10 protein-coding genes are annotated in these 11,926 nt (G+C 63.7%); 3 read left to right on the top strand and 7 right to left on the bottom strand.

From position 1 onward, the window contains the following. Window positions 1–3: 3 nt before the first annotated feature. From RQ479_RS02255 to RQ479_RS02235, 5 genes are read right to left on the bottom strand one after another with little or no spacing between them, the layout of a single operon-like run. A complete protein-coding gene (locus RQ479_RS02255; RefSeq protein ID WP_376703963.1) occupies window positions 4–879 on the bottom strand; it encodes a MurR/RpiR family transcriptional regulator in 876 nt (291 codons plus the stop codon). Beyond that, window positions 876–1,853 carry an ABC transporter permease gene (locus RQ479_RS02250; protein WP_376703962.1) on the bottom strand — a complete coding sequence of 326 codons (978 nt, stop codon included), beginning with the start codon at window positions 1,851–1,853 and terminating at the stop codon, window positions 876–878. The genes RQ479_RS02255 and RQ479_RS02250 overlap by 4 nt, the downstream gene beginning before the upstream one ends. 16 nt (window positions 1,854–1,869) lie before the next feature. Continuing rightward, on the bottom strand, window positions 1,870–3,396 hold the full coding sequence (locus RQ479_RS02245; protein ID WP_376703961.1) for a sugar ABC transporter ATP-binding protein: 1,527 nt from the start codon (window positions 3,394–3,396) through the stop codon (window positions 1,870–1,872). A 57-nt stretch (window positions 3,397–3,453) separates the two neighbouring features. Further along, window positions 3,454–4,512: a substrate-binding domain-containing protein gene (locus RQ479_RS02240; protein WP_376703960.1), complete on the bottom strand. Its 1,059-nt coding sequence runs from the start codon at window positions 4,510–4,512 to the stop codon at window positions 3,454–3,456. Window positions 4,513–4,552: 40 nt separating this feature from the next. Next, entirely contained in the window at window positions 4,553–5,542 is a 990-nt protein-coding gene (locus RQ479_RS02235; protein ID WP_376703959.1) for a TIM barrel protein, read from the bottom strand. Window positions 5,543–5,789: 247 nt separating this feature from the next. On the opposite strand from RQ479_RS02235, the gene RQ479_RS02230 reads away from it, so the two are divergent. After that, window positions 5,790–7,268, top strand: a complete 1,479-nt coding sequence (locus RQ479_RS02230) for an esterase-like activity of phytase family protein (RefSeq protein WP_376703958.1) — start codon at window positions 5,790–5,792, stop codon at window positions 7,266–7,268. A 145-nt stretch (window positions 7,269–7,413) separates the two neighbouring features. Here the strand turns inward: RQ479_RS02230 and RQ479_RS02225 are convergent, their stop codons facing one another. After that, entirely contained in the window at window positions 7,414–8,202 is a 789-nt protein-coding gene (locus RQ479_RS02225; protein ID WP_376703957.1) for a L,D-transpeptidase family protein, read from the bottom strand. A gap of 198 nt (window positions 8,203–8,400) precedes the next feature. Between RQ479_RS02225 and RQ479_RS02220 the strand changes: the two genes are divergently transcribed. Continuing rightward, window positions 8,401–9,873: an MATE family efflux transporter gene (locus RQ479_RS02220; protein ID WP_352465118.1), complete on the top strand. Its 1,473-nt coding sequence runs from the start codon at window positions 8,401–8,403 to the stop codon at window positions 9,871–9,873. A 9-nt stretch (window positions 9,874–9,882) separates the two neighbouring features. Here the strand turns inward: RQ479_RS02220 and RQ479_RS02215 are convergent, their stop codons facing one another. Continuing rightward, window positions 9,883–11,070, bottom strand: a complete 1,188-nt coding sequence (locus tag RQ479_RS02215) for an MFS transporter (protein WP_376703956.1) — start codon at window positions 11,068–11,070, stop codon at window positions 9,883–9,885. A gap of 177 nt (window positions 11,071–11,247) precedes the next feature. On the opposite strand from RQ479_RS02215, the gene RQ479_RS02210 reads away from it, so the two are divergent. Beyond that, on the top strand, window positions 11,248–11,823 hold the full coding sequence (locus RQ479_RS02210) for a TMEM175 family protein (protein ID WP_292663948.1): 576 nt from the start codon (window positions 11,248–11,250) through the stop codon (window positions 11,821–11,823). The last annotated feature ends 103 nt before the right edge of the window (window positions 11,824–11,926 follow it).

Below are 11,926 nucleotides of genomic sequence, written 5' to 3'. Positions count from 1 at the left end.
CTCTCATGAGTTCTTATCTTTCCGTTTCGAGGTCACCGCAGACATGGTGCGGCCGAGATTGCGCTTCGCCGCCTGGTAGTCGCGTTGCGCGACCGCGACGAACAGCGCGTCCAGAATGTTGAGCTGGGCAATGCGCGCCGCTGCGTTCTCACCCATCAGCGGCGAGCCTTGCGCCGTCGAGCAGAGCACGATGTCGGCAACGGCCGCCAACGGCGAGTTGTCATAGTTGGTGATGGCCAGCGTGCGCGCGCCGCTTTTGCGCGCAAGTTGGATGGCATCGATGACGGCGCTCGTGTTGCCGGAATGCGAGAAGCCGACAGCAATGTCGTCGGCGCCGAGCAGCGAGGCCGACATCAGCATCATGTGCGAATCGTCGTAGACAGAGGTGCGGATGCCGATGCGCAGGAATTTGTGCGAAACGTCGCGTGCGATCTGCGCCGAGCCGCCGACGCCGTAGAAATCGCGATTCCTGGCGCGGTAAAGCAGATCGGCGGCACGGTCGAAATCGTCCATGTCGAGGATGGCGAGCGTCTCCTCCAGCGCCTGGATGGAGGTGCGGAACACCTTCTGCACGATTTCGGCTGAACTGTCGTCCACCGACAGCTCCTGATGCATCTCGGCGGTCGGCAGGCGGCTGTACTCATAAACGGCGGTGCGAAAATCGCGATAGCCGGAGAAGCCGAGCTTCTTGGCGATCTTGACCACCATCGCCTCCGACACACCGGCCTCCTCGGCGATCTGCTTGAGCGGGATGGTCTCGTCGAAGCCGCGCCGTCCGAAGACGGTTTCAACCACCTTCGCCTCGAGCGGCGTCAGATGCGGCATCATCATGCGGATGCGCGGTCCTACTGCTTTCAGGTCCAGCCCGGTCAAGGTCATCCACGTCCCCTCGTCACGCGATCGATAAGCATCGCGGCGAGGATTATAAGGCCAGTTGCCAGGAGCTGATAGAAGGACTGCACGTTCATCAGCGTCAGGCCATTGCGCATGCTGCCGAGGATGACGGCACCCAGGATGGTGCCGACGACGCTACCCTTGCCGCCCATCAGCGAGGCGCCGCCGATTGCCGCCGCTGCTATGGCGTCGAGCTCCCAGAGATTGCCCAGAATGGGTTCGGCCGCACCCAGCCGGCCGATCAGGATCTGCGCTGCAAGCGCTGCCAGCAGGCCCGAGATCATATAGGCGGCGATCTTGGTGCGTGCGATCGGCACGCCGGCTATGTAGGCCGCCTCCTCATTGCCGCCGACGGCGAGCAGATATTCGCCGAACGGCGTCTTCTTGAGGATGATCCAGGCAATCAGCGCGACCACGGCCACGATGATGACCGCCAACGGCAATCCGAACAGCGAGCCGTTGAAGATGGCGCGAAAGCCAGCAGGCAGGCCGAGCACCGGATTGCCGCCGGTATAGATCAGCGCCAGCGCCCGGTAGGTGCTCAGCGTGCCGAGCGTGACGATGAAAGGCTGCAGCCCGACATAGGCGACCAGCACGCCGTTGAGCAGTCCGCAGGCCAGGCCGATGGCGAAGCCGGCGGCGATGGCCAGCGGAAACGGCACGCCGGTAACCAGCATCGACGCTGAGATGACGGCCGAAAGGGCTGCCGTCGGCCCGACGGACAGGTCGATGCCGCCCGAGATGATGACCAGCGTCATGCCCAACGCCAGGCAGGCATTGATGCTCGACTGCTGCAGGATGTTGATCAGGTTACGCTCGGCAAAAAAGCCGGGGACCAGCGCCCCGAAGACGGCAAGGATCACCACCAGGCCGATCAGCGTGCCGGCGTCGCGCACGGAAAACCGGTGCAGGAAATCTGCCCTCGGGCGCGCTGCTGTGTGTTGGGTTATATCGGTCATCCGCTGGTCCTGTCCGTTATGCACCGGCCCGATGGCCTTGCGCCTTGCCGGCCTCAATCTCCGTTTGGGGTATGGCGTGCGCGGCGATCGCCTGTTCGCTGAGACTTGCGCGGCCCAGTTCGGCGGCGACCGTGCCGTCGCGCATCACCAGAACGCGGTCGGCGAGCCGGATCACCTCGGGGAGTTCGGACGACACGAAGATTACCGAATGGCCTTCGGCGGCGAGTTCCTCGATCAGGTGGTAGATCTCCGCCTTGGCGCCGACATCGATGCCGCGCGTCGGCTCGTCGAACAGAAGGATCCGCGTTCCAGCCGCCAGCCAGCGGCCGATGATCGCTTTCTGCTGGTTGCCGCCGCTGAACAGCCGGATCGGCCGATCGAGCAGGAACGGCCTGAGATTGACGCGTTTCATCTTCTCGGCTGCCACGCGCCTCAGCCGGCGATGGTCGATGAGGATGCGCGGCGCGAACACGCCCATCGAGGCCAGCGCCATGTTGCTGGAGATCGAGCGCAACGGCACGATGCCTTCGCGCTTGCGCTCCTCCGGCACCAGGCCGATGCCGGCCGAAATCGCGTCGCGCGGACTGGAAAGCTTTACCGCCTTGCCGTCGATCTCTATCGCGCCTGATGAGGCCCGGTCGGCACCGGCGAGCAGCCGCAGCAGTTCGGTGCGGCCAGACCCGACCAGGCCGGCAATGCCCAGCACCTCGCCGCGATGCAGCTCGAACGAGACGTCACGGACCTTGGTCGCCGAGGCGAGGCCGCGCACGCTTAGCCTGATCTCGGCGGAAGCATGCGAGCGGTGTTGTTCCTGGGCAAGCTCGCGGCCGACCATCATCGAAACGACGGATTTTTCCGAGACCTGTGCGAGATCGACGGACCCGACCACGGCGCCGTCGCGCATGATGGTGGCGCGCTGGCAGATGCCGAACACCTCGTCCAGCTTGTGCGAGACATAGACGACGGCGACACCGTCGCGCGCCAGACCGGCAATCACCTCGGCCAGTCGTTCGAACTCGCTCGGCGTCAGGCTCGACGTCGGCTCGTCCATCGCCACGATTCTGGCGCGGTCGAGCAGCGCCCGGCCGATCTCGACGATCTGCCGCTGCGCCACCTTCAGGCTGCCGAGCGGGGCTGCCGGATCGATGGTCGGGTCGATGGCGGCGAGGGCTTCCGCAGCACGGCGTTCCTGCTCGCGCCGTGCGACGAAGACGCCGCCGCGCGTCAGCGGATGGCCGAGAAACATGTTCTGGGCGACGCTGAGGCGCGGCACCTGCTGTAATTCCTGATGGATCATCGCGACGCCGGCGGCGCGCGCCGCGACCGGGTTGTTCAACGTCACCGGTTTGCCGTCGATGAAAACGCTTCCCGCTGTCGGCCGGTAGACGCCTGACAGTATGCGCAGCAGCGTCGACTTGCCGGCGCCGTTTTCGCCAAGCAGGCCATGGATTTCGCCGGCGCCGACCGAAAAGGACACATCGCTCAGCGCCCGCACGGCCGGAAACACCTTGGAAATGCCCTCGAATTGCAGCCGCGCTGACATTGCTTCAGTTCTCCAGGCAAGGGTGCCGACCCAAGGCCGGCACCCGCCGCCCCTGCTCTATTGGCCCGCTGCCGCGTCTTCGAGCAGCGCCTTGCGCGCGGAATCGCCGCCGCCGGAGTAACGGTCGGCATTGTCCTTGGTGATCAGCGCCTGCGGCGTGGCGACGACGCGCGGCAGTTTCTGCCCGGCCACCAGCCGCAGCGCCGATTCCAGCGCCACCTCGCCGGTCAGCACCGGGAACGAGTCGACGGTACCGGTCAGCTCGCCGGCGCGGATCGAGGCATAAGCGTCGGAAATCCCGTCGGTGCCGAAGACGGCCACCTTGTCTTGCAGACCGGCTGCCTTGACCGCCTCGACGATGCCCAGCGCCATGCCGTCATTGTTGGCATAGAAACCGATCAGGTCGGGATGCTGCTGCAGGATGTTGGTGGCCGCGTCGTAGGAGGTCTGACGATCCCAGTTGCCGGGGACGCTGGCGACGACCTCGAACTTGCCGGCTTCGGTGATGGTGGTCTTGAAGCCGTCGGTGCGCTGGACGGCGGCATAGACGCCGGCTTGGCCTTCGACGATGGCGACCTTGCCGCCATCCGGCCGGTTCTTGATGAACCATTTGGCGACGCGCACGCCATTGTCGCGCTGGACATTGCCGACATAGTACTCGGCCTGCGGGATGACCGCGTCATTGACGTTGACCACCGGCACGTTGGCGGCCTTGGCCTGTTCCATGATCGGCTGCAAATTGGAGTCGGTCTGCGGCGAAACGAGCAGCACGTTGTAGCCTTGCGTGACCAGGCCTTCGGCGATGGTGAGCTGGCCGAGCTGGTCGCCCTCGCTCTGCGCCGCCTGGTAGACCACGGGTACACCGATACGGTCGCCGAACGACTTGTAGCCCTCACCCAGAGAGCGCCAGTATTCGTTGGTCAGCGTCTTGGAGACCGCACCCGCCTTGGTGCCCTCGGGCAGCTTGGGGAAGGCGCCGAATTTGGCCTCGAGCTGCGACCAGTCGATGCGATCCTTCTCGGTGTCGGAATTGAGCGGCGCGAGCTCCGCGGAAAATGCCGAACCGATGGACAGCGCCATCAGGCCAGCGGCAGCGGTGGCAAGTAGAAATTTCATGGTCTTTCCTCCCTTGTTGAAAACGGTGATGGCCGCTGCGTCAGCTGTCCGGCCCGAGCATGGCTTCCTGGATTATGGCCTGCGACGCGACCGCGTCCTGACGGTCGACGGCAGTGGACAGGCGGTTGTCCTTTTCCAGCCGATCGACGACGCGCAGCATGCGCTTGACGGTGGCGATGTTGACTTCGCATTCGTGGACCGGGTCGAGCCCGGTCATATCCGGAAACGTGTCGAAGTAGATTGCCCCGGCATAGCCGTCGCGGCGGATCTGCCTGAGCAGCTCGATCGTCTGCAGCGTGTGCACGGCGCCGACCATCAAGCCGTCGTCGCGCTTGGCGTAGCCGTCGTTGAGGTGCACGCCGAGCAGCTTGCTGTGCCGTGCCACGAGGGCGGCGGCGAAAGCCGGCTGCTCGTCGGCATAGAGCACATGGGCGAAATCGAGCGTCACGCCGAGATTGGGCAGGCCGATCTCGCGGATCGCCAGCAACGTCGTCGCCGCATCGGGCATCAGACTGTAGGAGCGCGGCTCGTTGGGTTTGTATTCAAGGCTGATCTGGCAGTCCGGATCATGCGCCGCAACTTCACGGATACCATCGATTTCGTGTTGCCAGAGCGTTGCGTAGTCAGCCTGGAAGGCGTAGTCGAAGCCATCCTGCCCCAACCACAATGTCATCAGACTGGCGCCGGCCTCGCGCGCGGCGTCGATGCCGGCCTTGGTCAGGTCGATAGCCTCGCGGCGAACGGAAGGATCCGGGTTGGTGAAGGCGCCGAGCTTGAAGGCCGGGTTGGAGTAGTAGCGCATGGCGAAGCCATTGATCGAAAGCCCGAAATCGCCGAGTTTGCGGGCCATTTCCGCAGGCTTTTCGTCGACATGGTCGGGAAAGTTGAGGTCGAGATCGGTCAACTCCGCAACCTTCGCCGCACGTGCCGCCATTTGCAGCATGGACGGTTTGCCGACAAGATCGGGCCACTCGGCCTGTGGCCGCGAGGCAAAGGAATTGAGGCGGGTGGCGAAACGATAGGCAGTCATCGAGGACCTTTCATTGTCGTAACTTTACATAAGTATGATTATTTGTAAAGTTGTTAATTGCTCGCTCGGCGACGACGAAATCGCCATGCCCAGGCCAGTTGCGACCACGGGGGACAAGCAAGCGCCGCACTGTCACGCAAGTATCATGTTCGCGTCCTAGATCGCTTCTCCGAAGGCTTTCGCGGCATCCTTGATGCGACGCGGCGCTTTTTCAGGGCCCGGCAGCTTTGTCACAAAGAGGATTTCCATGAAAAACCTGCACCGAAACGCGTCCCTCGCCGTCGCGCTGGCGATGTTCACCGCCTTGACCCCGGCCTCGGCTGAAAACGCCGCGACCGTCGGCGGCATCAGCTTCGTCAACAAGGGCCTGGTCGGTGTCGGCCGCATCCCGGCCAGCCAGAAGGACAAGTTCGGCGAGACGTTTGGCTCCGGCTCGGGCATGGCGATCGACGCTGCCGGCTGGACGCATGGCGCCGATGGCTATAAGGGCTCGCTGTGGCTGCTGCCGGATCGCGGCTACAATGTCGTCGGCACCACCGATTACCGTCCGCGCCTCAACACGATCGTTCTCGAGTTCGTCCCGATCGCGCCGGGTGCGGCACCGGCCACCGGCCAGGAACAGTCGGGCCTCAAGGCAACCCTAGCCGACACCATGCTTTTGACCGACGACAAGGGCGCCGACGCAACCGGCCTCGATCCGCTCAACGGCGTGCGCGCCGCGACCGACGACATGCCGATCCTGCCCGAAGCCAACGGCAAGCTTGCGCTCGACAACGAAGCGATCGCGCGGCTGCCCGACGGCACGATGTTCATCTCGGACGAATACGGTCCGAACATCTACCGCTTCTCCGCCGATGGGCGTCTGACGTCGGCAACGCAGCCGTCGGCGGCGCTTGTCCCGATGCGTCACGGGTCGCCAAACTTTGCTTCCAACAATCCGGGACCTGGCGCGGCAGACCCAGATCCGAAGGATCCCGAAACCGGCCGCCAGAACAACCAGGGCCTCGAAGGCATGGCATTGACGCCCGACGGCAAGTTCCTGATCGCGGTGCTGCAGTCGGCACCCAGACAAGATGGCGGCGATTCCGCTTCGACGCGCCAGAACACGCGCGCGCTGGTCTACGATGCCTCGGATCCCGGCCAGCTCAAGCTCGCGCATGAATATGTCGTACCGCTGCCGGTGTTCACCGATGCCAAGGGCAAAACCAAGATCGCCGCGCAGAGCGAAATCGTGGCGCTGTCGGACAAGACCTTCCTGATGCTGGCGCGCGACAGCGGCAACGGCCAGGGGGTGAAGGGCGACACCTCGCTCCATCGCGAGATCAGCGTCGTCGATGTGTCGGCGGCAACCGACATCGCCGGCACCGAGTTCGACAAGGACAAGCCGGTTGCGCCCAAAGGTGAGCTCGATCCCTCGGTGACGCCGGCCAAGCTGACGCCGTTCATCGACATCAACGACAAGAGCGAGCTCGGCCGCTTCGGGCTGCACAATGGCGCGCCCAACGACCGCAACAACCTCTCAGAGAAGTGGGAGGCGATGTCGGTGGTGAGCGTCCTCGATCCGAAGCTGCCCGACGACTATTTCCTGTTCGTCGCCAATGACAACGACTTCCTCACGCAGGACGGCTTCCAGGTCGGCGCGCCCTACAAGGCCGAGGGTGGCGCCGATGTCGACACGATGTTCCTGGTCTATCAGGTCACGCTTCCCGGCCTCGCCGGGAAGTAGCGGCACCCATACAGGCGGACGCGCCGAACGCGTCCGCCTGAGCTGGCGCGATTGAACGGTCGGGCCCTTCAGTTGCGGCTCGCCCGCGCAGGGATGGTGTCCTAGGCGTCGCAAAACCTGCGACTGACGATCCCGACGAAGGCACTTACCTCAACATCTCCGCGTCCTTTGGCACGCCCGCATCGATTGGCTCGGCCGTCCTGTTCGACACGGCGGCGATCTTCCCGGCGGCAGACAGGTTCGGGCGCACGAAGACCGGCGCGACGCCGTCGACGCGGCTGTAGAGGTCGATAATGTCCTGATTCATAAAGCGCACACAGCCGGATGAAGCGTTCTTCCCAATGGAATCCCACTCCGGTGTGCCGTGCAGCCGGTACATCGTGTCCTTGCCGTCGCGGAAGAGATACAGCGCGCGGGCGCCTAGCGGGCTGTGCGGGCCGGGCGGCATGCCGTCCTTGTATTTCGCCAGTTCCGGCCGGCGTTGGATCATTTCCGGCGGCGGCGTCCAGACCGGCCACTTCTTCCTCGCCTGAACCACGGCGCTGCCGGTCCATCCGAAACCGGCCTTGCCGAGGCTGACGCCATAGCGAATTGCCTTGCCGCCGTCGCGCACCAGATAGAGGAAGTGCTCGGAAGTAACGACGACGATCGTGCCGGGTTTTTCGCCGGTCGGGTCGGACACGATTTGGCGCACGAATTTCGGATCGACCTTGGCTACCGGGATTGCCGGCAGTTGATAGCCCTCGTCGACGCGCGCCGCATACATGCTTGCGGCATCGCCGAAAGCCGGATCGCTTGGCGCCGCTGTCACTGGCGGCGCCGCCACGTCCGTCGTGGTGCACGCCGAAAGAGCCACGGAGGCCGCACCCAGAGCGGATGCACCAAGAAACGCGCGCCGGTTCAGGCGCTCAAAAAACAACGGAATATCGGACATGAGCCCCCCGGCTTGTCCATGAGATCCAGGAAATGCGGCCCCACGCGTCCGTGATCAATATCCGATTCCGGAAGCTTTGAGAACATGCTTAGATCAAGGCACGCCAGGCGGAATTTGCAGCGCCGCATCGACCTGTTCCGTTGAATCGGCAATCATTGCGGACCGGACTCAAGATAAGCCTTCGCCGAGTTGCCTGCCATGGACGACAAGATGCCCGCGCGCCGGCGGACCAGCGACCTCACCAGTGGACCTATTGCGCGTACATTGCTGCTGTTCGCCCTGCCGGTGCTCGGCTCCAATGTTCTGCAGTCGCTCAACGGCTCGATCAATGCCGTCTGGGTCGGTCGTTTCCTCGGCGAAGCGGCGCTGACCGCCACCTCCAACGCTAACCTCGTGCTGTTTCTCATCCTCGGCACGGTGTTCGGCATCGGCATGGCGGCGACCATCCTGGTTGCGCAATCCGTCGGCGCTCGTGACCTGCCCGAAGCCCGCCGCATCGTCGGCACCAGCGCTACCTTCTTCTTCCTCGTCTCGGTGGTGTTCGCGGTCTGCGGCTGGATCTGGGTCGATGCGATCCTCGATGCGCTCGGCACGCCGGCCGATGCTTTGCCGCTGGCGCGCTCCTATCTGCGCATCATCTTCCTGGCCGTGCCGATGATGAACCTGCTGTCCTTCGTCATGACGGTGCTGCGCGGCGCCGGCGATTCGCGCACGCCTTTCCTGTTCATGGCACTGGCCGTCGTGCTCGACGTCGTTTTGAACCCGTTGCTCATCCTCGGCATCGGCCCGTTCCCCGAACTCGGCATCGCCGGCTCGGCCACCTCGACGCTGATCGGCCAGACGGTAAGCGTGGTTGCCATCCTGATCGTGCTTTATGCGCGCAAGCACCCGCTGCGGCTGGCCGGCGCTAATCTCGCTCTGCTGCGGCCGGACCCGGCGCTGCTGCGCATCGTCGTCTTCAAGGGCGTGCCGATGGGCCTGCAGATGATCGTCGTCTCGGCAGCGGCGCTGACAGTGATGGGCATGGTCAATTCGTACGGCTCACAGGTTGCGGCTGCCTACGGCATAGCCGCACAGCTCTGGACCTATATCCAGATGCCGGCGCTCGCCATCGGCGCCGCGGTCTCGTCCATGGCGGCGCAAAATGTCGGCGCCAGGCGCTGGGACCGGATTGGACGCATCGCCACCTCCGGCGTCGGCTTCAACCTTGTGCTCACCGGCGTGCTCGTCGCGCTGCTGTTCGTATTCGATCGCGCGGTGCTCAGCCTCTTCCTCGGCAGCGACAGTGCAGCAATCGACATCGCCACTCACATCAACAAGATCGCGTCGTGGTCCTTCATCCTGTTCGGCATCACCATCGTGCTCTTCGCCACCGTGCGTGCCACCGGCGCGGTGATGCCGCCGCTGATCATCCTGGTGATCTCGGTGCTGCTGGTGCGCACCAGCTTCGCCTATTTCTTCCGAAGCGTGATCGGCGAGGAAGCGCTGTGGTGGAGCTTTCCGGCCGGCTCGATAACCTCGCTCGTGCTGGCCGCGGCCTATTATCGCTTCGGCCGTTGGCGCACCATGCACATGATCGAGAGCCGGCCGGCTGCCGGCGAACCGCCGGATACCGGCCTCGGCGTACCGCGTCAGCGCGCGCATCTTTCGCCTGAGACGCCGAACGGCTGAAAGGTCGGCTCAGCGCGCGTATTTCGCGCCGAACCCGAGCGCCACCAGGGAAAAGATGACGATCATGCCGGCAAAGGCCAGGCTCGCCACGGTCGCGCTCGCCACGGTCGACAGGATGCCGATGCCGATGACCGGCAGCGCGTTGCCGCAAAAACAGCAGATGAAGAAGGCCGAGACCACTTCGGCGCGCCGGTCCGCAGGCGCGATCTCGTTCACCACTTGCAAGCCGCCGCGATAGCCGAGCGCTGCCGCCACGCCGCACAAGGCGGTCCCGGCAATCATTATGGCCATCGAAGCGAAGACCTGTGCCGCAACAATCAGCGCGACGGTTGGGATCATCAGCGCAAGCGCCGCGAACATCGCGGCTCGGCTCGAAAATCGTGCCGTCGCTACAATGGTGACGGCCGTCACGATCGCCAATTCAAAGAACAGAGCGCCGGCTTCGGCATGATTGGTTACCTGCAGCTGCTGCGCCAAAATGCTCGGTGCAAGTGCTGCATAAAAGCCGACCAGCGCCATTGAGCCAAAGCCGGTCACCGCCGGCGCAACGAAACTTGCGCGGATATCATCGGGCACGGAAAGCCGCGGCCGCATCGAAACGTCAGCCAGTTTCCCCGGCCGCGAAACGGTTTCCTGCGTACGCCAGACCAGCAGGGTTACAGTCGCGAGCATCGCCAGGTAGACGACGAATGTCAGCCTGAGCGGCCAAGGCGCGTATTCGGCGAGCAACCCGGCCCCCAGCGCACCAAGGCCGAGGCCGAGAAAATTGGTGCTGGTGGCAATCGTCGCCGCCTGTGACTTGTCGTCGGTCGGGAGCAATTCGGCGAGCCAGGCGGTGCCGGTACCGGCGCCGACGCCAATTCCCAATCCGCTCAGAATTCGGGCGATGTCGAGCCAGGCGACATTTTCGGCGAACAGGAAAACCACCGCGCTGACGACGGCCACCGCCATTCCCGCTAATGCCATCGGACGGCGCCCGATGGCATCGGACACACGCCCTAACATCAGAAGCGCTGCCAGATTGCCGATGACATAGACGGCGTAGACCAGCGTCAAAGTGATCTGCGAGAAACCGAAGACCTGCTTGTAGATGATATAAAGCGGCGTCAGCGCCGTGCTGCCGGCGAAAAGAGCCGCGATCATGGCGGCCACGGCGGCCGCTGCGGCGCTGCCGACGAGTTCGTGATCGCGCCTCATGACTTGAGCGTGAGCTGTCATTTTTTCGACCTTTTGCTGTTCGGGATCTGAAATCCTAACGCCTTTTTCGCGTCAGCCGTTCCCCCTCCCCGACTTGCTCCTGACAAGTTTGGCAGCTTTGCCGATGGCGCTGAGCGAGATCCTCTTTTAACTTCAGCGGATTGTCAGGGGAGATTCATGGGCAAAGGACGGGTCGAGGCATTCACCGATGGCGTGGTCGCCATCATCATCACCATCATGGTGCTGGAATTGAAGGTGCCGCATGGCGAGGATTTTTCCGCGCTTGCACCACTCTGGCCGATATTCCTCAGCTATGTGCTGTCCTTCATCTATGTCGGCATCTACTGGAACAATTTGCACAACATGTTCCATGCCGTGCAGCGGGTCGACGGCCGCGTGCTGTGGGCGAACCTCAACCTGTTGTTCTGGCTGTCGCTGATGCCGGCGACGACAGCCTTCATGGGCGAGAACCATTTCGCGCCGGTGCCTGTCGCCGTCTATGGCATCGGCCTGGCGCTCTGCGCCGTCGGCTTCAACATCCTCACCATGGCTCTGCATCGGCTGCACGGCAGCGAGACCCTTTTCGCCAGGGCGTTGGGCAATGACCTCAAGGGAAAGATCTCGCTGGCCCTCTATATCTCCGGCGTCGCACTGACCTTCGTCAATCACTGGATCGGTGTCTCGATCTACGTTCTCGTGGCGCTGATCTGGTTAGTGCCGGACAGGCGCTTCGAGCGGCTAATCGAGAAATAGACAGACCATGATCCCGAACCGAAGGACCGCGTCAGCGAAAAGTGGATGCCAGTTTTCGGAAAAGATCATGAGAAGACAGAGCCCCATACCGAATTTTATCGGA

It is taken from the genome of Mesorhizobium sp. ISC25 (genome assembly GCF_042295465.1).
Classification (GTDB): Bacteria; Pseudomonadota; Alphaproteobacteria; order Rhizobiales; family Rhizobiaceae; genus Mesorhizobium.
Note: the sequence above shows the minus strand (reverse complement) of the source record. Positions and strands in the feature narration are given on the sequence as shown.